Origin of the sequence: Pseudomonas caspiana (assembly GCF_002158995.1) — a bacterium.
GTDB classification, from domain to species: Bacteria; Pseudomonadota; Gammaproteobacteria; order Pseudomonadales; family Pseudomonadaceae; genus Aquipseudomonas; species Aquipseudomonas caspiana.
The window spans coordinates 45,441-71,091 of the sequence record NZ_LOHF01000009.1 but is presented as its reverse complement, the minus strand read 5'-3'; the positions used below and the strand labels follow the sequence as shown (position 1 = coordinate 71,091).

General features: G+C 58.7%; 23 protein-coding genes. 11 read left to right on the top strand and 12 right to left on the bottom strand.

Features of this window, described 5'->3' with window-relative positions:
- Window positions 1-56 precede the first annotated feature (56 nt).
- From AUC60_RS12685 to nrdR, 8 genes are all read right to left on the bottom strand, one after another.
- On the bottom strand, window positions 57-566 hold the full coding sequence (locus tag AUC60_RS12685) for a phosphatidylglycerophosphatase A family protein (RefSeq protein ID WP_027901910.1): 510 nt from the start codon (window positions 564-566) through the stop codon (window positions 57-59).
- Window positions 563-1,528: a thiamine-phosphate kinase gene (thiL, locus tag AUC60_RS12680; protein ID WP_087267520.1), complete on the bottom strand. Its 966-nt coding sequence runs from the start codon at window positions 1,526-1,528 to the stop codon at window positions 563-565. The genes AUC60_RS12685 and thiL overlap by 4 nt, the downstream gene beginning before the upstream one ends.
- A 159-nt stretch (window positions 1,529-1,687) precedes the next feature.
- Window positions 1,688-2,188: a transcription antitermination factor NusB gene (gene nusB, locus AUC60_RS12675; protein WP_027901703.1), complete on the bottom strand. Its 501-nt coding sequence runs from the start codon at window positions 2,186-2,188 to the stop codon at window positions 1,688-1,690.
- Window positions 2,185-2,661, bottom strand: a complete 477-nt coding sequence (ribH, locus tag AUC60_RS12670; protein WP_027901702.1) for a 6,7-dimethyl-8-ribityllumazine synthase — start codon at window positions 2,659-2,661, stop codon at window positions 2,185-2,187. Before ribH ends, nusB begins: the two co-directional genes overlap by 4 nt.
- A gap of 114 nt (window positions 2,662-2,775) precedes the next feature.
- Entirely contained in the window at window positions 2,776-3,867 is a 1,092-nt protein-coding gene (ribBA, locus tag AUC60_RS12665; RefSeq protein ID WP_087267517.1) for a bifunctional 3,4-dihydroxy-2-butanone-4-phosphate synthase/GTP cyclohydrolase II, read from the bottom strand.
- Between the two features lie 17 nt (window positions 3,868-3,884).
- Complete coding sequence (locus tag AUC60_RS12660; protein ID WP_087267514.1) at window positions 3,885-4,556, bottom strand: riboflavin synthase; 672 nt, start codon at window positions 4,554-4,556, stop codon at window positions 3,885-3,887.
- 47 nt (window positions 4,557-4,603) lie between these two features.
- Window positions 4,604-5,704, bottom strand: a complete 1,101-nt coding sequence (gene ribD / locus AUC60_RS12655; protein ID WP_167384339.1) for a bifunctional diaminohydroxyphosphoribosylaminopyrimidine deaminase/5-amino-6-(5-phosphoribosylamino)uracil reductase RibD — start codon at window positions 5,702-5,704, stop codon at window positions 4,604-4,606.
- Window positions 5,705-5,745: 41 nt separating this feature from the next.
- Window positions 5,746-6,210 carry a transcriptional regulator NrdR gene (nrdR, locus tag AUC60_RS12650; RefSeq protein WP_027901698.1) on the bottom strand — a complete coding sequence of 155 codons (465 nt, stop codon included), beginning with the start codon at window positions 6,208-6,210 and terminating at the stop codon, window positions 5,746-5,748.
- Between the two features lie 216 nt (window positions 6,211-6,426).
- Here nrdR and AUC60_RS12645 point away from each other — a divergent pair, with 216 nt between their 5' ends.
- The 3 genes from AUC60_RS12645 to trxA all read left to right on the top strand — a co-directional run bounded on the left by AUC60_RS12645 (window position 6,427) and on the right by trxA (window position 8,606).
- Window positions 6,427-6,879: a hypothetical protein gene (locus AUC60_RS12645; protein ID WP_087267508.1), complete on the top strand. Its 453-nt coding sequence runs from the start codon at window positions 6,427-6,429 to the stop codon at window positions 6,877-6,879.
- Window positions 6,876-7,592 (top strand): class I SAM-dependent methyltransferase, encoded by a 717-nt coding sequence (locus AUC60_RS12640; protein ID WP_087267505.1) that lies wholly within the window; start codon window positions 6,876-6,878, stop codon window positions 7,590-7,592. Before AUC60_RS12645 ends, AUC60_RS12640 begins: the two co-directional genes overlap by 4 nt.
- 141 nt (window positions 7,593-7,733) lie before the next feature.
- Complete coding sequence (gene trxA, locus AUC60_RS12635) at window positions 7,734-8,606, top strand: thioredoxin (protein ID WP_087267502.1); 873 nt, start codon at window positions 7,734-7,736, stop codon at window positions 8,604-8,606.
- A gap of 10 nt (window positions 8,607-8,616) precedes the next feature.
- Here trxA and AUC60_RS12630 read toward each other — a convergent pair whose 3' ends face one another.
- Window positions 8,617-8,973, bottom strand: coding sequence for a hypothetical protein (locus AUC60_RS12630; RefSeq protein ID WP_087267499.1), 357 nt, complete (start codon window positions 8,971-8,973; stop codon window positions 8,617-8,619).
- A 587-nt stretch (window positions 8,974-9,560) separates the two neighbouring features.
- Here AUC60_RS12630 and AUC60_RS12625 point away from each other — a divergent pair.
- The 6 genes from AUC60_RS12625 (at window position 9,561) to AUC60_RS12600 (ending at window position 13,919) form a co-directional block, all read left to right on the top strand.
- Window positions 9,561-9,755, top strand: a complete 195-nt coding sequence (locus AUC60_RS12625; protein WP_087267497.1) for a hypothetical protein — start codon at window positions 9,561-9,563, stop codon at window positions 9,753-9,755.
- A 202-nt stretch (window positions 9,756-9,957) separates the two neighbouring features.
- Window positions 9,958-10,545 carry a DUF2796 domain-containing protein gene (locus AUC60_RS12620; RefSeq protein ID WP_087267494.1) on the top strand — a complete coding sequence of 196 codons (588 nt, stop codon included), beginning with the start codon at window positions 9,958-9,960 and terminating at the stop codon, window positions 10,543-10,545.
- Window positions 10,546-10,617: 72 nt separating this feature from the next.
- On the top strand, window positions 10,618-11,328 hold the full coding sequence (locus AUC60_RS12615) for an ABC transporter ATP-binding protein (RefSeq protein ID WP_087267491.1): 711 nt from the start codon (window positions 10,618-10,620) through the stop codon (window positions 11,326-11,328).
- Window position 11,329: 1 nt separating this feature from the next.
- Window positions 11,330-12,595: an ABC transporter permease gene (locus AUC60_RS12610; protein WP_087267487.1), complete on the top strand. Its 1,266-nt coding sequence runs from the start codon at window positions 11,330-11,332 to the stop codon at window positions 12,593-12,595.
- Between the two features lie 11 nt (window positions 12,596-12,606).
- Window positions 12,607-13,128 (top strand): DUF3299 domain-containing protein, encoded by a 522-nt coding sequence (locus tag AUC60_RS12605; protein WP_087267484.1) that lies wholly within the window; start codon window positions 12,607-12,609, stop codon window positions 13,126-13,128.
- A 104-nt stretch (window positions 13,129-13,232) separates the two neighbouring features.
- On the top strand, window positions 13,233-13,919 hold the full coding sequence (locus AUC60_RS12600; RefSeq protein ID WP_087267482.1) for an OmpW/AlkL family protein: 687 nt from the start codon (window positions 13,233-13,235) through the stop codon (window positions 13,917-13,919).
- A gap of 166 nt (window positions 13,920-14,085) precedes the next feature.
- Here the strand turns inward: AUC60_RS12600 and AUC60_RS12595 are convergent, their stop codons facing one another.
- Both AUC60_RS12595 and AUC60_RS12590 read right to left on the bottom strand, forming a co-directional pair.
- Window positions 14,086-15,015, bottom strand: a complete 930-nt coding sequence (locus AUC60_RS12595; RefSeq protein WP_087267479.1) for an NAD-dependent epimerase/dehydratase family protein — start codon at window positions 15,013-15,015, stop codon at window positions 14,086-14,088.
- Window positions 15,008-15,892 (bottom strand): sugar nucleotide-binding protein, encoded by an 885-nt coding sequence (locus AUC60_RS12590; RefSeq protein WP_087267476.1) that lies wholly within the window; start codon window positions 15,890-15,892, stop codon window positions 15,008-15,010. The genes AUC60_RS12595 and AUC60_RS12590 overlap by 8 nt, the downstream gene beginning before the upstream one ends.
- A gap of 415 nt (window positions 15,893-16,307) precedes the next feature.
- Between AUC60_RS12590 and AUC60_RS12585 the strand changes: the two genes are divergently transcribed.
- Entirely contained in the window at window positions 16,308-20,630 is a 4,323-nt protein-coding gene (locus AUC60_RS12585; protein WP_087267473.1) for a DNA glycosylase AlkZ-like family protein, read from the top strand.
- Between the two features lie 271 nt (window positions 20,631-20,901).
- Here AUC60_RS12585 and AUC60_RS12580 read toward each other — a convergent pair whose 3' ends face one another.
- Complete coding sequence (locus AUC60_RS12580) at window positions 20,902-23,067, bottom strand: mechanosensitive ion channel family protein (protein WP_338014028.1); 2,166 nt, start codon at window positions 23,065-23,067, stop codon at window positions 20,902-20,904.
- Between the two features lie 197 nt (window positions 23,068-23,264).
- On the opposite strand from AUC60_RS12580, the gene AUC60_RS12575 reads away from it, so the two are divergent.
- Entirely contained in the window at window positions 23,265-25,616 is a 2,352-nt protein-coding gene (locus AUC60_RS12575; protein ID WP_087267467.1) for an FdhF/YdeP family oxidoreductase, read from the top strand.
- The last annotated feature ends 35 nt before the right edge of the window (window positions 25,617-25,651 follow it).

Genomic DNA, 25,651 nt, shown 5'->3' with positions numbered 1-25,651 from the left:
CACCGCTATCGCTGCCTCGCGGTACTCGTGAGCTCCTACAGGGCTATATTTTCAGGTCAAATCCACGCCCAGACCCAAACGATGCCCTGCATCGCAGCCCAGGCGAACACGCCTGCCAGCACGTCATCGAGCATGATCCCGACGCCACCGTGCACCTTGCGGTCAATCCAGTGAATCGGCCATGGCTTGAGAATGTCGAAAAAGCGGAACACCAGGAACCCCACCAGCAGCCAGACCCAACCCTCGGGCACCAGCCACAGCGTAATCCACATGCCGACCATTTCGTCCCAGACGATGCCTTCGTGGTCGTGTACACCCAGATCATCCGCGACTTTGCCGCACAACCAGAAGCCGAACAGCATGGTGATGCCGAGCATCAGCCAGTAGCCCCAGTCCGGAAGCATTTGCCATAGCGGGATGAACGGCACGGCAACCATGGAACCCCAGGTGCCCGGTGCTTTGGGCAGCGTGCCGGAACCGAAACCGAATGCCAGGAAATGCCATGGGTTGGTCCAGACCGAAGGTGGAACGAATTCCGCCGGGACCTGCTTTGGATGATCTGTCACGGTGTCTCCCGAAAATGTTGGTAGCCGCGTGCCAGGACAGGAATGTCGTGACCCTTGGTGTCGATCAGCGCGACGCCTTCGCCCGCCTCGACTCGCCCGATGACATGGATGGGCAATCCTTCGTCGAGCAAGCCCTGTAAGTGTTCAGGCGGCAACGTGAACGCCAGCAAATAATCATCACCACCACTCAGCGCTGCCTGCGTTGCGCCTTGCTGCCCGATGAAGGCCAGCAAATGTTCGGACATCGGCAGTTTTTCCTGTTCAACCAATAGCCGGACTTTCGATGCTAGCGCGATATGTCCGCAGTCGGCCAACAGGCCGTCGGAGATATCCAGCGCGGCACTGGCCTTGCCACGCAGCGACAAGCCCAAAGCAAATTGCGGTTGTGGCGACCAGTACCGCGCCAGCAAAGCCTCTGCGGTAGACGCCTCAGCAGTACGCTGGTTCAACACAAGCGGCAATGCACCTGCCGCATCGCCCAATGGTCCCCCGACGCACAGCAGATCGCCCGGGCGGGCGCCACTGCGAGTCAACGCCTGACCAGTCGGCACGCGGCCGAAGACTGTGACCGTCAGGCTCAATGGCCCACGAGTCGTATCGCCACCCACCAGTTGCAAGCCGCAACCCTGCGCCATGAGGTTCAAACCTTGGGCGAAAGCCTGTAGCCAAGTGGCTGACACTTCAGGGAGGGTTAGCGCGAGGGTGAAAGCGACGGGTGTTGCGCCCATGGCAGCAAGATCGCTGGCCGACACACCAAGGGCACGCTGGCCCAGCAGGAAAGGATCGCAGACGTCAGGGAAATGCACGCCGCTGACCAGCGTATCGGTAGATATTGCCAACTGCTCACCGGGTGGTAGCGTCAGCAAAGCACAGTCATCACCAATCCCCAGCGCCACACCTTCACCTGCTTGCGCACAAGGCGCAGCAGCGAAGTAATTGCGGATCAGCTCAAACTCGCCCATCAGGATCTCTTATTGTGTTGATAACACCCGGCGCAAACAAATCGATCAGGTAGGAGGCAACTTGTTGGCGAGGCGTCCATTCAGGCTAATCACTAGTGCCTGATACGCCGCCTCGCCAACAAGTTGCCTCCTACCGGGACTGCGGCCAGCCTGAAAGACTTAGCGCTTGTACGCTTTGACTTCAGCTTCACGCAGGCGCGGGGCCAGTTTGTCCAGCACGCCATTGACGAACTTGTGACCGTCAGTGGAGCCGTAGACTTTCGCCAGCTCGATGCCTTCGTTGATCACAACGCGATATGGCACGTCGACGCGCTTGAGCAGCTCGTAGGTGGACAGGCGCAGGATGGCCAGTTCAACCGGGTCGAGTTCTTCAATGGTCAGGTCCAGGCAAGGCGTCAGGGCCGCATCGATTTCGTCGATGTTGGTCGGCACGCCGCGCAACAGCTCGCTGAAGTAAGGGCCGTCGACGTCTTTGAAATCGTTATCGACACGGAACTGCGCCTCGATTTCATTCAGCGAATGACCCGCCATATGCCATTGGTAAAGCGCTTGAGTTGCCAACTGACGGGCTTCCCGGCGCTTTACACTTTTAGATGGTTTGCCAGCGTCCGCAGGTTTTGGATCGCGCGGGTTGAACTGATCGCTATCGTCGGAAATCACTTGGCCTCCAACTGCGCCAGCAGGCTGACCATTTCAAGGGCGGACAACGCAGCTTCTGCGCCTTTGTTACCAGCCTTGGTACCGGAGCGCTCGATCGCTTGTTCGATGGTGTCGACAGTCAGCACGCCGAAAGCAACCGGTACGCCGAACTCCATGGAAACCTGGGACAGGCCTTTGACGCATTCGCCAGCCACGTATTCAAAGTGCGGAGTACCACCACGAATCACCGCGCCGAGGGCGACGATGGCGGCGAACTCGCTGCGCTGGGCAACCTTCTGCACAACCAGCGGGATTTCGAAGGCACCCGGAGCGCGGATGATGGTGATGTCGCTTTCCTTGACGCCGTGGCGTACCAAAGCATCAACAGCGCCGCTCACCAGACTTTCCACGACGAAGCTGTTGAAACGGCCAACTACCAGAGCGTAGCGGCCTTGGGGAGCGACGAAGGTACCTTCGATGGTCTTCAGGGTCATTCGTGTAAGTCTCGTATTAAAGAGCAAGTACGCCTTGAGGCGGACTATAGGGATGTTAGGCCACGAAACAGATTAGCCGGTGGCACGCACAAAAGCGCGCCACCCGACCGGTCTTTATTCGGAGGGCACGTATTCTACAACTTCCAGATCGAAACCGGATATCGCATTGAACTTCATTGGCGAACTCATCAAGCGCATTTTGCGCACGCCGAGGTCGCGAAGTATCTGCGAACCGGCACCGACGGTGCTGTACGTCGTCGGCGATTTGATCGGCAACTGCCCGGCGGTTTCACGAATATGCGCCAGCAGCACGTCACCATCCAGCGGATGACCCAGCAACAGAACAACACCGCTGCCCGCGTTGGAGACCGCGGTCATAGCGGCGCGCAGGCTCCAGCGACCCGGTTGCTTGACCATCAACAGGTCACGCAAAGGGTCCATGTTATGCACGCGCACCAGCGTCGGTTCTTCTGCGCAAATCTTGCCCAGGGTCAGCGCCAGGTGGACATCACCTTCGACGGAATCGCGGTAGGTCACCAGGTTGAACTGGCCCAATTCGCTGTCCATCGGCTGCTCGGCAATCCGCTGAACGGTACGTTCGTGGATCATCCGGTAGTGAATCAGGTCGGCAATCGTACCGATCTTGATGTCGTGTTCCAGCGCAAAGGCTTCCAGTTCAGCACGACGCGACATGGTGCCGTCGTCGTTCATCACTTCACAGATCACGCCACTTGGCTCGAAACCGGCCATGCGCGCCAGGTCGCAGGCTGCTTCAGTGTGGCCGGCGCGAGCCAAAGTACCGCCCGCCTGGGCCATCAACGGGAAGATGTGACCAGGGCTGACGATGTCTTCAGCTTTTGCGTCTTTGGCCGCTGCGGCTTGTACGGTGCGGGCACGGTCAGCAGCGGAAATGCCGGTGGTCACGCCTTCAGCGGCTTCGATGGATACGGTGAACTTGGTGCCAAAACCGGAACCGTTGCGCGGTGCCATGAGTGGCAGCTTTAGGGTTTCGCAGCGCTCACGGGTCATCGGCATGCAGATCAGGCCACGGGCGAAACGAGCCATGAAGTTGATGTGCTCGGCTTTGCAGCATTCGGCGGCCATGATCAGGTCGCCTTCGTTCTCGCGATCTTCGTCATCCATGAGGATGACCATTTTGCCCTGGCGAATGTCTTCAACCAGTTCTTCGATACTATTGAGCGCCACGCGGCACCCCCTTCAATTCAGGATTTGAGGTAGCCGTTGGCGGCCAGGAAGCTTTCGGTGATGGTGCCAGCCTGCCCTTTCGAAGAGTCGGCGGCCTTGTCGCCCATCAGCAAACGCTCCAGATAACGCGCCAGCAAATCCACCTCAAGGTTGACCTTACGGCCCGGACGGTAGTCAGCCATGATGGTTTCGGCCAAGGTGTGCGGCACGATAGTCAGCTCGAATTCGGCGCCGTCGACGGCGTTCACGGTCAGGCTGGTGCCATCAACCGTGATAGAACCCTTGTGCGAAATGTACTTGGCCAGCTCGCGTGGCGCGCGCACCTTGAACTGAATGGCACGGGCGTTTTCCTCGCGAGATACGATCTCGCCAACACCATCGACGTGGCCGCTGACCAGATGGCCGCCCAGACGCGTGGTTGGAGTCAAAGCCTTTTCCAGATTGACCGGGCTGCCGGTCTTCAAATCGATGAACGCCGTGACGTCGAGGGTTTCGCGGCTGACATCAGCCCAGAAACCATCGCCGGGCAGCTCTACAGCAGTCAGGCAAACGCCGTTGACCGCGATGCTGTCGCCCAGTTTGACGTCGCTCAGATCAAGTTTGCCAGTTTCAACATAAACGCGAACATCGCCGCCTTTAGGGGTGATGGCGCGGATGCTACCGATGGATTCGATGATGCCAGTAAACATGGGTCCTCCAGGAGAACAAGCCCAGCGCGCTGAGCGAAAGGCGGAAATTATACGCCGGGTGCGAGCTTGGGGGTTGCAATGACTCGCCAGTCATCACCGACAGCTCGGATGTCCACGATTTTTAGCTCAAAAGCCTCGCTCATCTGCGCCAGCGGCAAGTCGAGCAAAGGCCTGGCGGAAGAACCGAGGAACTTGCCCGCGACGAAAATCTGGAATTCATCCACCAGCCCCAAGCGAGTAAACGCCCCGGCGAGTCGCGGGCCCGCTTCGATCAGTACGTCGTTGATGCCACGAGCGGCCAGGTCTACCAGCAACTTGCGCAGATCTACATGACCACCGCTTCCGGCAAGGGCCAACATGTCGTGACCTTCATCGTGATAGCGCTCTCGGGCTGAAGCGGCAGCGCAGGTCACAACCAGTGCATGCCCGGCCTGAAAGAACGGAGCATCCAGCGGCACCCGCAAACGGCCGTCGATCAGCACCCGCAGCGGCGGACGCGTCATTGCCAGTGCGGTGAGCTCGGCATTCAGGCCCAACTCATCAGGGCGTACCGTCAGGCGGGCCTTGTCAGCCAGGACGGTATCAGCGCCAGTCAACACGACACTTGATTGCGCACGCAGACGTTGTACTGCCCCACGCGCAGCCGGGCCGGTGATCCATTGGCTTTCGCCACTGGCCATGGCGGTGCGGCCGTCCAGGCTCATGGCGAGCTTGACCGTCACATACGGCAAGCCTTTGATCATGCGCTTGAGAAAGCCTTTGTTCAGCGCCCGCGCTTCGTCTTCCAGCACCCCGCATTGCACCGAAATACCGGCGTTCATCAAACGCAGCAAGCCACGCCCGGCCACATCGGGATTGGGGTCCTGCATAGCCGCGACCACTCGCGCCACTCCCGCATTAACCAGCGCATCGGCGCACGGCGGCGTACGGCCATGGTGGCTGCAAGGTTCCAGGGTCACATAAGCGGTCGCGCCGTGGGCCTTGTCACCCGCCTGACGCAGTGCATGCACTTCGGCATGTGGCTCGCCAGCCCTGGCGTGCCAGCCTTCGCCGACAATCTGCCCATCGCGCACAATCACGCAGCCGACACGCGGGTTGGGATGGGTGGAGTAAATCCCTTTGCGCGCCAGCTCCAGCGCACGTGCCATGTAATGGGTGTCCAGCGCGGTTTGCTCAGTCAACGAAGCACTCACTCTTTAGCTGGCTCGCGAGCCAGGCGATCGATTTCTTCGCGAAATTCGTTGAGGTCCTGAAAACGCCTGTAAACAGAAGCAAAGCGGATATACGCCACTTCGTCGAGCTTTTGCAGTTCGCCCATGACCAGATTGCCCACTACCAGCGACTTGACCTCGCGTTCGCCGGTTGCGCGCAGCTTGTGCTTGATGTGCACCAGCGCCGCCTCCAGACGTTCGACGCTGACCGGGCGCTTCTCAAGGGCACGCTGCATACCGGCGCGCAGCTTCTCTTCATCGAAGGGCTGGCGACTGCCGTCTTGCTTGATCAGGCGCGGGAGCACCAGTTCGGCTGTTTCGAACGTCGTGAAACGCTCACCGCACGCCAGGCATTCGCGACGGCGACGAACTTGATCGCCCTCGGCAACAAGGCGGGAATCGATGACTTTGGTGTCGTTGGCACCGCAGAAGGGACAGTGCATGGTGGCAGGCAACAAAAGTAGGAAGGGCCGCCATGGTAGCGCATCCCGCCGGCAAGACAAGTCTTCGGCTTTGCGCTATATAGACGCGCATCTGACGCAGTGTTCGGCGATACTGCGCGCTATTGGGCTATTTACCGGCGTTTGCGGGTAATTTAGCGTTGCCGTCATTGAGCGGTTGCTGTTGTCCTTCGTATTGATTTTTTGTTGGAGCTGTTCATGACGCTACGACCGCTGATGTTGCTCGGCCTGATCGGCCTGCTCGCTGCTTGCAGCAGCAATGAGACACCTGAACCCGTCCCGGCCAAACCGGCCTCAGCGCCTGTCGCCAAAGTGCCGGCCGGTCCTGGCCCCTTGCAGCCGTTCCAGCGTGAGCTGAGTGGGCAATTGCTGGGCGTACCGGCTGGTGCCGAAGTCGAACTGGCACTGTTGGTGATCGACGAACGCGGTCGCCCGCAAAAACTCCTGACCAGCACCAAACTGCAGGGGAACAATCAGTCGCTACCATTCCAGCTGCGTTTCAACCCGGAAGCCTTTCCGGTGGGTCAGCGCGTTGAACTGCGCGGCCGTGCCAGCAAGTCCGGGCAATTGATCCTGCATTTGCCGTCGATGCGTATTGAACAACCGACTACTCAAGCGTTGGGGCCTCTGCAATTCGAAAGCGCGCCATGATTGCACCGCAACACCTTCAACAGGCGCTCAGCGAATTGCTGGGCGATGCGCAACTGGTCGCTACAGCTCTGCCGGACACCGACTTGCAGCTGTGGCTGATCGACGCCGAGAACATGGATCGAGCCTTCAGCCCCGAAGAAACCCGACGCATTCTTGAAGAGCCGCCGTACTGGAGTTTCTGCTGGGCCAGCGGCCTGGCGCTGGCGCGGTTTCTGGCAGAACACCCGCATTGGGTGGCCGGTAAGCGGGTTCTGGATTTTGGCGCAGGTTCAGGCGTGGCGGGGATTGCGGCAGTTAAAGCGGGCGCACTTGAAGTGGTGGCCTGTGATCTTGATCCATTGGCCATTGAAGCCTGCCGCGCGAATGCTGAGCTGAACGGCGTGCAGTTAAGCTACTCGGCTGACTTCTTTGCCGAAGCTGATCGCTTCGATTTGATCATCGTCGCCGACGTGCTCTACGACCGGGCCAACTTGCCGCTGCTGGACCAGTTCCTCAGTCGCGGGCGGCAAGCATTGGTGGCGGATTCGAGAGTGCGGGATTTTCAGCATCCACAATATGGGCGCCTGGATATCTTTGAAGCGCATACGCTGCCGGATCTGGCGGAGCCCCATGAGTTTCGCAAGGTGAGCCTCTACCACGCTGAGCGAGTTGAAATGCAATCCCCTGTGGGAGCGGTGCTTGCCCGCGATAAGGCTGGACGCGGTTCACTTTAGATCGCGTCGTTCCTATCGCGGGCAAGCACCGCTCCCACATGATCACCGCTCCCACAAGGAAGTGCTTCGCCTGCAACGCCGCTTTGCGCAAACCCAAGCGCCCTTTATAGTTGGCCCCATTCAGATACCCCGAGATTCGCAATGAACCAGGACACTACCTACATCTTCGACGCTACGGCGGCGACCTTTCAGCAACTGGTCATCGACAAGTCTTTCGACCAGCCCGTGCTGGTGGATTTCTGGGCCGAATGGTGCGCGCCCTGCAAAGTGCTGATGCCCCTGCTCGCACAGATCACCGAGAGCTATCAGGGTGAATTGCTACTGGTGAAGGTCGATTGCGATGCCGAGCAAGACATCGTCGCCCGCTTCGGCATCCGTAGCCTGCCGACGGTCGTGTTGTTCAAGGATGGTCAGCCCATCGACGGTTTCACCGGTGCCCAGCCTGAATCAGAGATCCGCAAGATTCTCGAGCAACACGTGGTCATGCCTGCGCCAGTCGCCGCCGACCCGCTGAAACTGGCTCAGGAAATGTTCGCTGAAAGCCACTTCGCTGAAGCCGAAGCTGCCTTGCAACAGATCCTGACTGAAGACAATACCAATGCGGCAGCGCTGATTCTTTATGCGCGCTGCCTGGCAGAGCGCGGTGAGCTGGGCGAAGCACGACAAGTGCTGGACGCGGTGAAAACCGACGATCACAAAGCTGACCTTGCCGGTGCCCGTGCGCAACTGACGTTCCTGGCTGAAGCCAAGGCCTTCCCGGATGCAGCAGAGCTCAAGGCTCGCCTGGCGCAAAACCCGCTGGATGACGAAGCCGTGCATCAACTGGCGATTCAGCAACTGGCCCGCCAGCAATACGAAGCGGCGCTGGAAGGCTTGTTGAAGCTGTTCATCCGCAACCGCAACTACGCCGACGGCCTGCCACACAAAACCCTGCTGCAAGTCTTCGACCTGTTGGGCAACGACCACCTGCTGGTCACCGCCTACCGTCGCAAGTTGTTTGCTGCGCTGTACTAAGCGTCTTTCATCAGGCGTCTGTATTCACCCAGCTGTAGAGCGGCGCGTCCTGCCCGCTCTCGACCTTGACTTGCGAACTGTGGCGCAAGCGCACTAACAGGCGCTTGCCCGCCGCCGTGCTGCCGGTCAACCCTTCCAGTTGATCCAGCAACTCTGGCCCATTGATCTGCCCGGCCTTGCGCAGCAGGCCCAACGCGATCTGCCAGATCTTGTCGTCCTGACTGGCCGGTTTGCTGACCACGGCTGCGGCGGTGGCTTCAGGTTTGGCGGCTTTGAGTTGAGCGCCAAGCTGCGCCCAATCGCCTTCGTCCAGCTCCAGCGTCAAATCCACCGGCCAATCGCCAACGGTTCCACGAATACGCAACATGGGTGCTTCCTCTTTTTTTGCAGGGGGATATGCTCGCATAGATTCATCTTTTTGCGCTGGGCTGTAGGCGCTGCCGAAGGCTGCGAATTCGGCATGCCATGAGATTGCTTCGCAGCCTTCGGCAGCTCCTACAGGGATCAGCGGTATTTCTGATCTCCTTCCGCAAATTCACCACAAAGGGCCAGTACTCCGCTGGACCTGTGGGAGCAGAGCTTGCTCGCGATACAGGCACCGCAAATGTCAGGTCGATCGAGTCCAGTCTTATCGCGGGCAAGCCCTGCTCCCACAGGGGATCTGTGTTCAGGCAGAGACCATTCCTACATTCTGAATCGCTGTTGTTACCTCGTGGATCGCGTCCCGCGTCGGTAATGTGCGCCGGTCGTTGCAGCAGCAGCGAACGGGTTTCGCAGCCCGATTGTCGTAAGTTTCCACGAACAGCTAGCCTGTAAGTTATATGGCCGCTGTGCGCGGGACATCTTCGGATGTGCCGGGACCCTTACGACTCGGTCTGCGAACCTGCGCACAGTTGCCACCCATTCGAATCGCAGCGTTTGAAGGCAACTCCAGAAAATCGTAAGGAGCTTCAAATGAAATCAAAAAGAAAATCTCACCAACCCATCGACTGCCTACACGAAGCCAAAACCCAAGGCTTCGCCTACCTCACGCCCGATGAACATCGCCTGATAGAAACCCTGCGCTGGACCACTCATGCCGGACGGACAATTATTTACACACTGGCCCAAGACCTGCGCCGGGCGCGGCCTTGGGGTCAGCGCGTTTAATAATTGGAATACATCACCGGGTAGGAGCCAACTCGTTGGCGAGGCATTGGACCCGCGTAATGAGAACTATCGTCTCGCCGACAAGTTGGCTCCTACCGGGGAAGTGCTCACTACTCAATCAAAATTCCGGCTCACGCCCCCGACAATAATTGTTATAAGATCACATAACGATCTTTATCCCGTCATGTCCGGAGTCTGTTTTATGCGCCGTCTGCTGCTCGCTTTGCCCTTGGCCCTGCTTCCTCTCGCAATGGTTAATGCAGCCCCTGAGCATGATCACGACCATGAACACGGCAGCCTCGGCGCGCATGAGCATGGCGTGGGCCGACTGGACGTCGCATTGGTTGGCGGCACGCTGGAGTTCGAACTGGACAGCCCGGCCATGAACCTCGTCGGTTTTGAGCATCTGGCCACCAGCGCTGAAGACAAGGCCAAAGTCGCCGCTGCCAAAGATATCCTGCTCAAGCCCCACGCACTGTTCAACATTCCGGAAGCCGCCGAGTGCAACGTGGTTGCCCAGAAGCTGGAAAGCCCATTGTTCGGTGACAAGCCTGATGCTGACGCAGGCCACGATCACGATGCCAAAGACGCCCACGATGAGCACGAGCACAGCGAAATCCATGGCACTTACAAATTCACCTGTAAGGTTCCGGCCGTACTGAAAACCCTCGACCTGTCGACCATCTTCAAGTCGTTCCCGGGCACCGAAAAACTTCAAGTGCAGTTGATTTCGCCCAAAGGTCAGTCGGGTGCCGAAGTACGTCCGAGCAATCCAAGCCTGAAATTCTGATTCAGCTATTGTTGAAAACCGACCGGGCTTGCCCGGTCGTTTGATTTCCATACCGGCGGATTCACACTGGCCATGACTCAAGCACTGATCGAACTGTCCAACCTTGGCTTCACCTGGCCAGGGCACGCGCAATTGCTGGATATCCCGGCGTTTCAGCTGGAGCCGGGCGAAACGCTGTTTCTCAAAGGTCCCAGCGGTAGCGGCAAGACGACGTTACTGGGTTTGCTGGGCGGCGTGCAGAAACCCAATCGCGGCAGCATTCGCTTGCTAGGCCAGGAACTGACTGAACTGTCATCCGGTGAGCGTGATCGGTTTCGGGTCAATCACACCGGCTACATCTTCCAGCAGTTCAACCTTCTGCCGTTTCTTTCGGTGCGGGAGAACGTAGAGCTGCCGTGTCACTTCTCCAAGGTCCGCGCTAAACGTGCGAAACAGCGCCACGGCAGTGTGGAAAGTGCCGCCGTCACGCTACTCGCTCATCTGGGTTTGAAAGACCCCGAGATGCTTGGCCGTCGCGCCGACTCGTTGTCCATCGGTCAACAGCAGCGAGTGGCAGCCGCCCGCGCCTTGATCGGCCAGCCAGAGCTGGTGATCGCTGACGAACCGACTTCGGCACTCGACACCGACGCCCGGGAAGCCTTCATCAAATTGTTGTTCGCCGAATGCCGCGAAGCAGGCAGCAGCCTGTTGTTCGTCAGCCATGACCAGAGCCTGGCACCGCTGTTCGACCGCAGCCTGTCGCTGTCCGAACTCAATCGCGCCGCCGTCGCCGCAGAGGTTTGAGATGTATTTGTTTCGCCTAGCCATGGCCAGTCTGGCTAACCGTCGTTTCACTGCCTTCCTCACCGCATTTGCCATCGCTTTGTCGGTCTGCCTGTTGCTGGCCGTCGAGCGCGTGCGCACCGAAGCCCGGGCCAGTTTCGCCAGTACTATCAGCGGCACCGATCTGATCGTCGGCGCGCGCTCCGGCTCGATCAATCTGCTGCTGTACTCAGTCTTCCGGATCGGCAACGCCACTAACAATATTCGCTGGGACAGCTTTGAGGAGATCGCACAGAGCAAGCAGGTGAAATGGGCGATTCCGATTTCCCTGGGGGACTCCCATCGCGGCTATCGGGTGATGGGCACCAACGAAAACTACTTCGAGCATTATCAGTTTGGGCGCCAGCAACATCTGGAGCTCGCCCAGGGTCGGGCCTTTGCGACGGACCCATTTGAAGTGGTACTCGGTGCCGAAGTCGCCGATGCCTTGAAGTACAAGCTTGGCGACAAGCTGGTGCTGGCCCATGGCGTCGCGGCGGTCAGTCTGGTCAAGCACGACGATAAACCGTTTACCGTCGTCGGTATTCTCAAGCGCACCGGCACGCCGGTAGATCGCACGTTGCATATCAGCCTCGGAGGAATGGAAGCGATCCACATCGACTGGCAAAACGGCGTGCCTGCCCATGGCACCGGACGTATATCTGCCGATCAAGCGCGCAACATGGACCTGACGCCCAAGGCGATTACGGCCTTCATGTTAGGTTTGAACAGCAAGATCGCCACCTTCTCGATGCAACGTCAGATCAACGAATTTCGCGGCGAGCCGTTGCTGGCGATCCTGCCCGGCGTGGCACTTCAGGAATTGTGGAGCCTGATGGGCACGGCCGAAAAAGCCTTGTTCGTGATTTCGCTGTTCGTAGTCCTGACGGGTTTGATCGGCATGCTCACGGCCATTCTCACCAGCCTTAATGAACGACGCAGAGAGATGGCAATTCTGCGCTCAGTAGGTGCACGTCCCTGGCACATCGCGACCCTGCTGATCATGGAAGCCTTCGCCCTTGCACTCGCGGGAGTGGTCAGTGGCATGGTCCTGTTATATGTCGGCATCGCTGCCGCCCAAGGCTATGTACAAAGCAATTACGGGCTGTTCCTGCCGCTTTCGCTGCCCAGCGAATATGAATGGACGCTGCTTGGTGGCATTCTGGCGGCCGCGTTATTGATGGGCGTTGTGCCTGCGTGGCGCGCCTATCGGCAGTCGTTGGCCGATGGTTTGTCGATTCGTTTATGAGGACCTTGAACATGCGGCGCCTGTTGTTGCTTTTGCTGTTTTCGGTCAGTTCACCATTGTGGGCGGTCGAACCGAAGGTGCTGACCTGGGAAGAAATGATCCCGCCGGATGCGCCAAAAATCGCGCCGATCACGGCGCCCATTCATGACCTGTCAAAGCTGTCCGACGCGCTGTCAGTAGAGTCGGCGCCCGCCGCCCATCAACAATCGCCCCACGCGCCAGTGGTCAAAGCATTGGACGGTCAGAACGTGCGCTTGCCGGGTTACATCGTGCCGCTGGAAGTCAGCGAAGAAGGCCGGGTAATCGAGTTCTTGCTGGTGCCGTATTTCGGCGCATGCATCCACGTGCCGCCACCGCCTTCGAACCAGATCGTGCATGTCACCAGCGAGCTGGGCGTGAAGGTTGAAGAGCTGTATCAGCCGTACTGGATTGAGGGGCCGATGCAGGTCAAAGCCTCGACCAGTGAGTTGGCCGACGCGGGTTACAGCATGGAGGCTGACAAGATCCTGGTTTACGAGTTGCCCGAGAATTAAGTTTTGCGGGCTTCATTGCGATTTCATTGAGCTGTGTCAAAGCCTTGGTTCAGACGCTCCGTACCATTGGCGACAGACAACTTGAATCGCCTTTTGGAGCCCTCATGAACAAGACCCTGCTCAGCGCTTCCCTCTTTGCGCTGGCGCTCAGCGCCCCTTTCGCCGCTCAGGCTTATGAGGCTGGCGATTTCATCGTTCGCGCCGGTGTCGCGCACGTTGAGCCGAATGAAGACAGCGGCGAGATCAAACTCGACGGCACTAAAGTCTCCGGCACCAAGGCGACCGTTGATGGCGAGAACCAGCTTGGCCTGACGTTCGGCTACATGATCACCCCGCACGTAGGTATCGAATTGCTGGCAGCTACCCCTTTCAGCCACACCGTTTCGGTCAAAGGCCTCGGCCCGGGCCTGGATGGCAAGCTGGCGGACGTGAAACAACTGCCACCGACCCTGTCGCTGCAGTACTACCCGATGGAAGCGTCGTCGAAGTTTCAGCCGTACGCGGGTGTCGGCATCAACTACACCACGTTCTTTGACACCGACCTGACAGGTAATCGCAAAAGCCAGGGCTTCAGCAACCTGAAGATGAAAGACTCCGTCGGCCTGGCTGCACAAGTCGGTATGGACTACATGCTGACCGACAACATTCTGGTTAACGCCTCGGTCTGGTATGTGGACATCGACACCGAAGCGACTGTCGACGGCCCTTCAGCACTGAGTGTTGGCAAGACCAAAGTGAGCGTGGACATTGATCCATGGGTTTACATGGTGGGTGTGGGTTATAAGTTTTAAGACGCGGCGCACACTGGACCTGTAGGAGCTGCCGAAGGCTGCGATGCATTTGTTCTGGCGCACCGCGATCGCAGCCTTCGGCAGCTCCTACAGGTCAACGGTTTGCAGTAACCGCCCACAAAAAAAGCACCTCAGAGGTGCTTTTTTTGTGGGTCTCGACCAGCTCTCAACGACCAAGCAATTTCGCCAGCCCGACATTCAGCGGCGTTGGCTCACCCAGCGTAAACCGCTCCAGCAGGCGCTGATTGTTCGCTCTCGAGTGACGGATGTCGCCGGAGCGAGCCGTTTGATAGGTCACTTGCGGCTGCTTGCCTACCACGGCTGCCAACGCTGCCAACAACTGGTTCAACGAGGTGGTCTTGTTCAGACCCACATTGATCGCGCCCGACTCGACGTGCGGCAGATCCAGCGCTTGGGTCAGCAACTTGACCACATCGCCCACATAGAAGAAATCCCGTGTTTGCTCACCGTCGCCAAACACGGCGATCGGCAGGCCTTTTACTGCGCGCTCGGCAAAAATGCTGATCACACCCGAGTAAGGCGAGGAAGGATCCTGGCGTGGGCCGAAGATGTTGAAGAAACGAAAGATCACGGGCTCCAGACCATGCTGGCGGCCGTAGAAATCAAGGTAGTGCTCGCTGGACAGCTTGTCCGAGGCATAAGGCGTCAACGGCGCTTTAGGTGTGTCTTCGCTGATGGCTTCGCCTTCGCCATTATTCCCGTAGATCGCAGCACTGGAGGCAAAGACTACGCGCTTGATGCCTGCTTCACGCATGGCCTCACACACGTTCAGCGTGCCGATGAAGTTGCTCTGGTGAGTACGCACAGGGTCATCCACCGAAGCCTGCACCGAGGCAACAGCCGCCAGATGCACAACCGCTTTGCAGCCCAATGCAGCACGCTTGACCAGATCGGCATCGGCAACATCGCCTTCGATCAGCTCCATACGCGGGTTATCAAGCGGCAGGTTGCTGCGCTTGCCAGTGGAGAGGTCATCGAGGATACGCACTGCATGCCCTTGGGCCAGGAGTGCATCGGCTAGATTAGAGCCAATGAAACCGGCGCCGCCGGTAATCAAGACAGGAAGATCAGACATGACGGTAATAACGATCCAGAAGGCTCGGCAACCCGGCGCGCCATGCGCGAGGTTTGACGCCGAAGGTATGGAGAATTTTCTTGCAGGCCAGCACGCCATGTTGCGGCTCGTCAGCTGCGTCGGGACGTGCCGCATGGGCCTGTGCAGTCGGTGATTCAATAGCCAGCGGATGCAACAAACGGGCTTCTGTGAGAATCGCCTGCCCAAGCGCCAGCGGCGTGGTCGCCTCATGACCGGCGTAGTGGTAAGTGCCCCACAGCGGCGCTTCGCAATCGAGTTGCTTGAGTACGGCAATCATTACCCGAGCCGCGTCGTCGACAGGCGTCGGATTGCCACGTCGGTCATCGGCCATTAACAGCTCTTGAGATGATTCGGCACGCTTCAGGAAACGCCCCAACACACCCTCGGCACTGTCATCGAGCAGCCAGCCAAACCGTAGCAGCAGGTGTTGCGGGCAAGTAGCACGCACACTTTGCTCGATACGCAACAGCGCCTGGCCACGTGAACCCAACGGGACCGGCTCGTCTTTTTCACTGTAGGCAGTCGCCCGCGAACCATCGAAGACCCGATAGCTGGAAGGCTGCAGTAGAACAATGTTGTGGTGCTGGCACAGCTCGGCAAGGCGCTCAACAGAGCGTTCCTGACTGGACAGACGCGCGTCGCTTACGGATTCCGCCTGAAACCAGTCGAAATAGTAGGCAAGGTTGATCAAGGCATCGGGGCGGGTGTCATCAAGCAGTTGCGTCAGACTCGCTGCATCCCAGCCGTCTTGCGGTGGACGCGGTGCCAGGAAGCCAATGTCTTCCTCTGCACCCAGACGAATCAGCGCCTGCCCGAGGGCATTCCCGCCGCCCAACAGCATAAGGCGCATTCGCATAGAGTCAGCAGGCTCGGTATCAAATTCGGTTGGAATATTATGTGTAAAACGCCTGCAAACATATCACGTTGCCGCGCAACCCCCAACCGTTGAGGGCTGTGGGATTTTTCTGCTCTGCATGCAGGAATAGGATTAACACCTAACCCTATAGGGCGAGTGTGTGTCCGAAATGACGTGGGACCGGCTTTAGCCGGGAAAGCGGTATTTCTACCGATGAATATCCAGCGTCTGTCCCGGCCCCTTCCCGGCTAAAGCCGGTCCCACGCCATCAGTGATCCTGTGGGAGCCGAGCTTGCTCGCGATAAACGATAACGCGGTGTACCAGCCTAATAAGCTAGCCTTATCGAGGGCACGTCGGAATGCCACCGATCAAAGGGGCTTGCATCTTCCCCTTGCCACCCTCATTAATTTGCCCATGAACTCCCCGCTTATTCCCGACCCCGCACTCGACGGTTTTCATCCGGCAGTCAGTGCCTGGTTCCGCAGTACCTTCCCTGCGGTAACGCCCGCTCAGGCGCAGGCGTGGCCGTTGATCAAGGCCCGGCGCTCGACGCTGATTGCCGCGCCCACCGGTTCAGGGAAAACCCTGACGGCGTTTCTGGCTGTGCTCGATGATCTCGTGCATGAAGGCCTTGATCATGGCGGCGAATTGCCCGAGCAGACTTTCGTGGTTTACGTCTCGCCGCTCAAGGCGCTGTCCAACGACATTCAGATCAACCTGCAAAATCCGCTGGCTGGCATTACTGAACAATTGCAGCGCATGAATTTGCCGCCACTGCGCATCAGCACTGCCGTACGAACCGGCGATACGCCGCAGAAAGAACGCGCCGCCATGCGCAAGACTGCGCCGCACATTCTGGTGACCACGCCCGAATCGCTTTACGTATTGCTCGGCTCCGACTCTGGCAGACGCATGCTCGCCAGCACACGGACGGTAATTGTCGACGAGATCCATGCCATCGCCGCCAGCAAGCGCGGCAGCCACCTGGCGCTGACACTGGAACGACTGCAAGCACTGTGCAGCGAGCCATTACTGCGCATCGGTTTATCGGCGACGCAAAAACCTATCGAATCAGTGTCGCGTTTTCTGGTGGGCGCGGACCCGATTGAGCGTCCGTGCGCCATTGTCGATATCGGCCATGCACGGCCGCGTGATCTGGGGATCGAAGTACCGCCTGTGCCCTTGGGGCCGGTCATGTCCAATGATGTCTGGGAACTGGTCTACGACCGTCTTGCCGAATTGGCGCGTGAGCACCGGACTACGCTGATTTTCGTCAACACCCGACGCATGGCTGAGCGCATGGCGCGACACTTGAGTGACCGCCTGAGCAGAGAGACTGTGGCGGCGCACCATGGCAGCCTTGCCAAGGAGCAACGGCTCGATGCCGAGCAGCGTCTCAAGCGCGGCGATTTGCAGGTACTGATCGCAACGGCCTCGCTGGAGCTGGGCATCGATATCGGCGATGTCGATCTGGTGTGTCAGATTGCGTCGCCGCGCTCCATTTCGGCGTTTCTGCAACGGGTCGGACGTTCCGGGCACCACGTCGGTGGGACGCCCAAAGGCCGGCTGTTTGCGACCTCTCGCGACGACCTGATCGAATGTGCCGCGCTGCTCGATTGCGTGCGACGTGGCGAGCTGGATATTTTGCAGATCCCAAAAGCGCCGCTGGACGTGCTCGCACAACAAATCGTCGCTGAAGTCAGCTTGCAGGAATGGCACGAAGACGCGCTGCTGGACATGTTTCGTCGAGCTTCGCCTTACGCCGAGCTGGACGCCGACCACTACCAGGCACTGTTGAGCATGTTGGCCGAAGGCTATAGCGGAAGTCAGGGCGTGCGCGGCGCCTACCTGCATCGCGATGCCATGACCCGCACAGTACGCGGTCGACGAGGCAGCAAGCTGACCGCTGTCACAAGCGGCGGCACGATCCCGGACAACGCCGACTACAGCGTGATTCTTGAGCCGCAGGCGCTGAACATTGGCACCGTCAACGAAGACTTCGCGGTCGAGAGCATCGCTGGAGACATCTTCCAGTTGGGCAACACTTCGTACCGTATCCTGCGCATCGAGAGCGGCCGCGTACGTGTTGAAGATGCCCAGGGCCAGCCGCCCAATATCCCCTTCTGGATGGGTGAAGCTCCGGGCAGAAGCGATGAGTTGTCGTTTGCCGTGGCACGCCTGCAAAGTCAGATTGACGAACTGTTAGGCGCCCACCCCGGTGATCTGCAGCCGTGTACTGACTGGCTGATCGACACTCTGGGGTTGAATTTGGCGAGCGCTGAGCAACTGGTGGATTACCTGGCGCGAACGCGCTCGGTGTTGACTGCTCTGCCGTCGCAAGACACGTTGATCATGGAGCGCTTTTTCGACGAGTCCGGCGGCACCCAATTGATCATCCACACGCCATTCGGTAGCCGGCTGAATCGTGCCTGGGGCCTGGCGTTGCGCAAACGCTTCTGCCGTACGTTCAATTTCGAGCTTCAAGCCGCCGCCAGTGAAGATGCAATCGTGCTGTCGCTGTCCACCAGTCATAGCTTTGAGCTGGATGAAGTGTGGCGTTATCTGAACGCCAACACAGCTGAACATCTGCTGATTCAGGCGGTGCTGGATGCGCCACTGTTCGGCGTGCGCTGGCGCTGGAATGCCGGAACTGCGCTGGCGCTGCCCCGCTACACCGGCGGACGTAAGGTCGCGCCGCAGTTGCAGCGCATGAAAAGCGAAGACCTGATCGCGACGGTTTTCCCCGATCAGATCGCCTGCCTGGAAAATATCGTCGGCGAACGCGAAGTGCCGAATCATCCTCTGGTGGAGCAAACACTCGACGATTGCCTGCACGAAGCGATGGACGCTGAGGGCTGGCTCAATCTTCTGCGGCGCATGGAAAAGGGTGAAGTCCGGCTGATTGGCCGCGACCTACCCGCACCGTCGCCGCTGGCCGCCGAAATTCTCAACGCCCGTCCTTACGCCTTTCTCGACGACGCCCCCTTGGAGGAACGTCGTACCCAAGCAGTGCTAAACCGGCGCTGGAGTGATCCGCAATCTTCGGACGATCTCGGCGCGCTGGATGCCGACGCCATCGCGGCAGTAAACGAAGAGGCTTGGCCCCAACCGCAGAACGCCGACGAGATGCATGAAGCGTTGATGAGTCTGAGTTGCGTCAGCCACGCGGAGGCTGGGGCAAATAAGGATTGGCTTAAATGGCTGGAATCACTGGCCCGCTCCGGACGCGCCACGCGTTTCGAGGTCGATGCCGATCAAATGTTGTGGGCGCCCTTGGAGCGCCTGACTTGCCTCCAGGCGATTTATCCACAGGCGCCCATGCATCCACCGCTAAGCGCCCTGCCCGGTTTCGATGACGCATGGGAAACCGATGAAGCGATCGTTGAAGTGGTGCGCGCCCGCTTGAGCGGCTTTGGCCCGATGCCAACTCGCGACATCGCCGAGCCGTTGGCGTTGAGCGCCAGCAGCGTGGCTCAGGCGCTGGCACGGCTGGAGAGCGAAGGCTACGTGCTGCGCGGGCGCTTCAGCCCCGGCGCCAACGAGGACCAATGGTGCGAGCGACATTTGCTGGCAAGGATTCATCGGTACACCGTCAAGCGACTGCGCCGGGAAATCGAGCCGGTGTCTTTGCAAGACTTCATGCGTTTTCTATTCGACTGGCAGCATTTATCAGCGAGCACTCGCAGTCAGGGCCGAGCGACGCTGCCGGAAATTATCAGTCAGCTTGAAGGCTTCAGTGCTGCCGCCGGGGCTTGGGACAGCGACTTGCTGTCGGCCCGGATCAAGGATTACTCGTCACTCTGGCTCGATGAAATCTGCCGCTCGGGCAAGGTGGTCTGGACACGACTCGCGGCCAGCAGCAAAACCGGCGCGGTGGCGCTGCGCAGCACGCCGATTGTGCTGCTGCCCCGTAGCCAGGTCAGTTTATGGAGCGGTCTGACCGAGCAGCCGGAGCCCGACGAGTTATCGCCCAAGGCACAGAAAGTACATGCGGCGCTGAGCCAATACGGCGCGATGTTTTTTGATGAACTGGTGACCGAAGCGCATTTGTTGCGCGCGGAACTTGAAATCGCGCTGCAAGAGTTGGTGGCTGCCGGACTCGTGAATGCCGATAGCTTTGCCGGTCTCCGTGCCTTGATCACTCCCGCCAGCAAGCGCTCAGCGCACACCAGTCGGCGTAATCGCGGGGCGTTTATTGGCGGCATGGACGATGCCGGGCGTTGGGCGCTACTGAAACGTTCGACGCGCCCCGCCGCTGTCGCCAACAAGCGCCCGCAGCCTGTAGACCCACAAGTCCTGGAGCACGTCGCGATGACACTGCTGCGCCGCTATGGTGTGGTGTTCTGGCGTTTACTGGAGCGCGAAGCCGACTGGCTGCCAAGCTGGCGGGAATTGCTGCGTACCTTTCATAGGCTCGAAGCTCGCGGTGAAATTCGCGGCGGGCGCTTCGTCAGTGGCTTGGCCGGCGAGCAATTCGCACTGCCTGAAGCGATTCCAGTTCTACGCGAAATTCGCAAGCGGCCACTGGATGGCAGCCTGATCAGCCTGAGCGCTGTTGACCCGCTAAACCTGATAGGCACGCTGTTGCCGGGCAGTAAAGTCCCGGCGCTGGTGGGCAATCGGCTGGTGTATCGCGATGGTATTCCGGCTGCAGCAGTTATTGCGGGCAAACCCCAGTATTGGCTGGAGCTGGATCAGGAAGCGATGGCGCAGGTGCGGGACAGGCTGTTGCGCTGAACGAAAAAAGCACCAACTGCTGTGGGAGCTGCCAAAACGTCCCCTGACACCGCGCTGTCTCCCGCCCAACGGTGGACCTGTAGGAGCGTACGAGCACCGCGAGGCCGCGATAGCGGTATATCAGACAGACCGCCATCGCTGCCTCGCGGTGCTCGTGAGCTCCTACAGAATGTATTTAATTCAGTGAGCTTGCCGGCGATGAAGGTTGACTCATCAGGCAGCTTCTCCGGTGCCCCAATCGCGAGCAAGCTCTGCTCCCACAAGGAAGAGGTTAGACAGGTTTAACCGGCGGACTCTCCGAGCCATCGACGTTCACCACATTGCCTTTGCCCGATGCCGGTTGCGCATCTCTGTCGATAGAAAGCGGCTGCACTTGCCCGGCATTCGGGCTGATGACCGTTTGTGGATAAGTTTGCGCAAAGCGAACGTCATCGGATTTATCCACAAGTTTTTTCAATCGCTCGTTGAACGCACGACCCACGCTGTATTGCCCGCCGGATGAGGTCCGGAACTGAGCGGTGAGCACTACGCCGTTAAGGTCCATCCGGTCTACGCCGAACACTTCCAATGGCCCTTGCAGATTGCTTTTGAGCAGGATGTCTTCCGTGATCGACTGGCCAACTTCACGAATCAAAGACAGCGCGCTGTCGATGTCGGAATCATAGGTGAACTGCACCGAGAAGAACGCGTAAGCAAATTGCCGGGACTGGTTGGTCACTGCCTTGATCTGGCCGAACGGCACCGAATGCACAAAGCCCTTACCGTCACGCAGACGCACAGTACGGATGGTCAGGCTTTCAACCGTGCCCGAGTGGCCAGTGCTGAGCACCACCCAATCGCCAATGGAAAACGTGTCTTCGATAATGATGAACAGACCGGTAATGACGTCCTGCACCAGTTGCTGGGAGCCAAAACCAATTGCCAGACCGACCACACCCGCACCCGCCAGCAGTGGCGCGACGTTAATGCCAAGGTTGGCCATGGTGGTGATAGCGCAGATCACCACCAGAATAATTTTTATCGCGTTACGCAGCAGCGGCAGAATGGTCTTGATCCGCGTACTCGGCTGACGAGACGAGCGATGATTGAGCGGCGCTTTCAATGCTTCCTGAATAGCAGTGTCGAGCACCACCCACAGCATCCAGGTGACCATGAAGATCAGGCCAATGCTGCTCAGCGATTCCCCGATGGCTCGGCCCAGACTGTTGCTTTGAGCAAATTCAAAGAGCGAAAAACCCCAGATCTGGCCCAGGATTTCAATAAACGCCACTGCCAGAACAATCCGCGCCACCCCGTGCGCCAGATTCAGCAACCGTGCTTTGTAGATATGCCCACCACGCCCTTCAACGGTGGTGGGCTTGAACAGATGCTGGAAAACCGTACTCAAGAACACCGTGGCAATCAGCAATACAGTCGTGAACAAAGCGCAACGCAGCGCCTTCTGACTGTCTTCGCCTGCACCGATCAGGTTAACCGCAGACACCAGAATCATCAGCAGAATCGGCAAGTACCACAGGTTTGAGAACACCTTCAGGGATTCTTGTAGCGCCGGTCGGGCCAGACGACTGCTCAGCGAGCGATTGCGTATCAGGTGCGCGATGGGACGACGCACCTTGATCACCAACATGCAGAACACGACTGACGCAAACAACCCGGTAAACACCGCAACGCTGGTGGTGACGTTGTTGCCAATCTGGCGAGCGATCTGCGGGCTGGTCAAAGCGTCACTGAGGGCCGCCATGAAACCGATGACGAACAGCGGCTTGGGGCTGAAGCGGCGAATCATTCGTACCGCAGCGCGCTTATGCCCGTAGTTGAACATGACGATCACGCACAACAACACTGACGTGGAGACGATACCGCTACTGGTCGAATACGCCAGACACAGCGCCAGCGCGCGCCCCACCGAGGCCGTCAGGAAGTGACTGGCGTATAGCGTCAGTGGCAGGCTGATCAACGCAGGCAAGGTGTACGGCAATACATAACCAAGCAGCGCCTGACTGCGCTCACGGACCTTAAAAAACGGGCGGCGGCTGAGACGCATGGCAACGAAACTGCCAAGGGTAGTCAACGCGGCAAATGCGCCGATCCACACGACCGACAGCATCAGGAAGTCGCCGACAACGCCCCACTTGGAACGCGAGGTTGGTTTGTTGACCAGCTTGTCCAGCTCATCGGCTGCCCGATCAGCACGTAAGCGCCAGCTGTCGAGCAGGCGGCCATCCAGTGACAGGGCTTCCTGCACGTCATCAATACTGGAACTGATCACCCCAAGTAAACCGCCCTGCACGAGGATTTCCGGTGCAGCGGGCGCCTCGGCGGTGTCCGGCGCTGCATCGGCGGCGGGAGCGGCAGCCGCTTGCTCGGCAGCCTGCAAGTTGAAGCTGCCAGCAAATAGCAGCGTGCAAAGCAGGACGATGGACTTGAAATTCAACAAAACGCGGGGCACTCCTTGATGATCAGGGCTCTCTTTATCAGGCAATAGGAACTGATTCATATACGGCGGACAAGTTCGGTTTTCGCCTGTCAATCCCATGACAACCACTGGGGAAAGCGCAGCGAACCTTCCATAGGCCCCCACGTCAGAGTTGCATAAGACGTTCAGCGCGGCTGTTCGGCAAGAGGAATACCCTGATGCTCATCCATCCCCGGACACGCTATAAACCCTACAAAATGGCAGCAGGAGGTTGGGGCTCTGCCATATCGGTCATGCGTATTCTCTGGCGTGAACAGACACTGCTCAAGGCGGCGGGGGCACTGACCCGGCAAAACAAGCAAGGCGGCTTTGCCTGTGTCAGCTGTGCGTGGGCCAAACCCGGCAAACCCCACGCGTTTGAGTTCTGCGAAAACGGAGCGAAAGCCACAGCCTGGGAATTAACCTCGCTGAAAACCGGCCCTGATTTCTTTGCCCGCCACTCAGTCACAGAGCTGCTGCAACTGCCCGACTACGACCTCGAGCAGCATGGCCGCCTGACCCACCCGATGCGCTATGACCCCGAAACTGACCGTTACCGTGAAACCACCTGGGAGCAGGCTTACCGCGAGATAGGCGCTCAGCTAAAACAACTGGACCCGGACAGCGTCGCGTTTTATGCCTCAGGGCGTGCCTCCCTTGAGACCTCCTTCATCTACCAGATCTTCGCCAGAGCTTACGGGACAAACAACCTGCCAGACAGCTCCAACATGTGCCACGAAAGCACATCGGTGGGCTTGCAGGAAAGCATTGGCGTCCCCGTAGGCACCGTTACGCTTGAGGACTTCAAGCAGACCGATTGCATCTTTTTCTTTGGGCAGAATGTAGGCAGCAACAGCCCGCGCATGCTCCATGATCTGCAAGAAGCACGCAGTCGAAATGTGCCAATCATCACGTTCAATCCCATCCGGGAAAGAGGACTGGAACGCTTCGTCAATCCTCAATCACCACTCCAGATGCTGGGTCCGGATTCGACAGTCATCAGCACCCAATACCATCAGGTAGCGATAGGCGGTGACATTGCAGCCGTCATGGGCATAGCCAAGGCATTGCTGGAAATCGACAAGACCGCACTGATCAAGGGCGAGCCGCCAGTGATCGACCAAGCGTTCATCGGCCAACATACCGAAGGCTTCGCCGACTTTGTTAATGCGGTACGTCATTGCGAATGGGACACCCTGACGGAACGCTCAGGGCTCAGTCGTGGAGCCATGGAGGCGGCGGCGACAGTCTACGCCGCCAGCGAGCGGGCAATAATTGTTTACGGCATGGGTATCACGCAACACCGTAAAGGGGTTGAAGCCGTACAGATGCTGGTCAATCTGCTGATGCTGCGCGGCAACATCGGCAAGCCCGGTGCGGGTATCTGCCCGGTGCGGGGTCATTCCAATGTGCAAGGTCAGCGTACCGTCGGCATCACTGAAGACCCAGGCAAGGTGCCTGTGGATAAAATTGAGACGTTGTTCAGGTTTCAGGTTCCGAAAAACAAAGGGCGTGCGACCGTGGAAACCTGTGAAGGCATCCTTGATGGCAGCGTGCGCGGTTTCATTGGTCTGGGCGGTAATTTTCTCCGGGCGATTCCCGATACCTCACGCATGGAACCTGCCTGGAAAAATCTGCAGCTGAGCGTACAAATTGCCACCAAGCTCAACCGCACCCATCTGGTTACGGCGAAAAACAGTTGGCTGCTGCCGTGCCTGGGCAAAATTGAAATCGACCGCCAGAACGGTCACGAACAAAGCTATAGCACCGAAGACAGTACCGGCTGCATTCATGGCTGGAAAGGCACCAACGAACCGGTCGGCGAACAATTGCGCGCCGAAACCTCGATCATTGCTGGCTTGGCGCAAGCGACACTGGCAGGAACCGAGCACATAGACTGGAATGCCTGGCGCAGTGACTACAGGGAGATTCGCAAAGCCATCGCGACGGTGTACCCGGAAATTTTCCATGATATGGAAACCCGGATGTGGCAAACCGGTGGTTTTCACAAACCGATCCCGGCCATTCAGCGTGAATGGAAAACCGAGAGCGGGCGTGCCCACTTCATCACTCCACAGTCCCTTGAGGAAGACAGTGACGTCAGCCGGGGATCGGATTGCCGTGATGTTCTGCAACTGATGACGCTACGCAGCAACGACCAATTCAACACCACGATCTACGGCTATGAAGATCGCTTTCGGGGCGTCAGCGGTACACGTTCGGTGATTTTCATGAATCGTAACGACATCGTGCGGCTCGGCTTTACCGCAGGTGAATGGGTTTTGCTAAAGACAGCTGTGGAACCGGAAACGCCGCGAGAAGCCGGGCCAATGCAAATCATTGCCTACGACATTCCCGAAGGCTGCAGCGCGGCGTATTACCCGGAATGTAATCCGTTAGTGCCGCTTTGGCACTACGCGGAACGTAGCAAGGTGCCCGCCGCCAAATCTATTCCAATCATCCTTAGCCGCGCAGAGCCAGACTCTGCACAACGCAAACGGGCAATCCCGAAAACGGATCAGGTGGTTTAAGCGATACGATTGACAGGGTAGAACGATCGTTCTAC

Excerpts from the sequence above, each read along its gene's own strand:
- thiL (WP_087267520.1), bottom strand. The coding sequence starts at position 1,528 with ATGGGCGAGTTTGAGCTGATCCGCAATTACTTCGCTGCTGCGCCTTGT.
- ribH (WP_027901702.1), bottom strand. The coding sequence starts at position 2,661 with ATGACCCTGAAGACCATCGAAGGTACCTTCGTCGCTCCCCAAGGCCGC.
- AUC60_RS12660 (WP_087267514.1), bottom strand. The coding sequence starts at position 4,556 with ATGTTTACTGGCATCATCGAATCCATCGGTAGCATCCGCGCCATCACC.
- ribD (WP_167384339.1), bottom strand. The coding sequence starts at position 5,704 with ATGGCACGTGCGCTGGAGCTGGCGCGCAAAGGGATTTACTCCACCCAT.
- nrdR (WP_027901698.1), bottom strand. The coding sequence starts at position 6,210 with ATGCACTGTCCCTTCTGCGGTGCCAACGACACCAAAGTCATCGATTCC.
- AUC60_RS12645 (WP_087267508.1), top strand. The coding sequence starts at position 6,427 with ATGACGCTACGACCGCTGATGTTGCTCGGCCTGATCGGCCTGCTCGCT.
- AUC60_RS12640 (WP_087267505.1), top strand. The coding sequence starts at position 6,876 with ATGATTGCACCGCAACACCTTCAACAGGCGCTCAGCGAATTGCTGGGC.
- trxA (WP_087267502.1), top strand. The coding sequence starts at position 7,734 with ATGAACCAGGACACTACCTACATCTTCGACGCTACGGCGGCGACCTTT.
- AUC60_RS12630 (WP_087267499.1), bottom strand. The coding sequence starts at position 8,973 with ATGTTGCGTATTCGTGGAACCGTTGGCGATTGGCCGGTGGATTTGACG.
- AUC60_RS12625 (WP_087267497.1), top strand. The coding sequence starts at position 9,561 with ATGAAATCAAAAAGAAAATCTCACCAACCCATCGACTGCCTACACGAA.
- AUC60_RS12620 (WP_087267494.1), top strand. The coding sequence starts at position 9,958 with ATGCGCCGTCTGCTGCTCGCTTTGCCCTTGGCCCTGCTTCCTCTCGCA.
- AUC60_RS12615 (WP_087267491.1), top strand. The coding sequence starts at position 10,618 with ATGACTCAAGCACTGATCGAACTGTCCAACCTTGGCTTCACCTGGCCA.
- AUC60_RS12610 (WP_087267487.1), top strand. The coding sequence starts at position 11,330 with ATGTATTTGTTTCGCCTAGCCATGGCCAGTCTGGCTAACCGTCGTTTC.
- AUC60_RS12605 (WP_087267484.1), top strand. The coding sequence starts at position 12,607 with ATGCGGCGCCTGTTGTTGCTTTTGCTGTTTTCGGTCAGTTCACCATTG.
- AUC60_RS12600 (WP_087267482.1), top strand. The coding sequence starts at position 13,233 with ATGAACAAGACCCTGCTCAGCGCTTCCCTCTTTGCGCTGGCGCTCAGC.
- AUC60_RS12595 (WP_087267479.1), bottom strand. The coding sequence starts at position 15,015 with ATGTCTGATCTTCCTGTCTTGATTACCGGCGGCGCCGGTTTCATTGGC.
- AUC60_RS12590 (WP_087267476.1), bottom strand. The coding sequence starts at position 15,892 with ATGCGAATGCGCCTTATGCTGTTGGGCGGCGGGAATGCCCTCGGGCAG.
- AUC60_RS12585 (WP_087267473.1), top strand. The coding sequence starts at position 16,308 with ATGAACTCCCCGCTTATTCCCGACCCCGCACTCGACGGTTTTCATCCG.
- AUC60_RS12575 (WP_087267467.1), top strand. The coding sequence starts at position 23,265 with ATGCTCATCCATCCCCGGACACGCTATAAACCCTACAAAATGGCAGCA.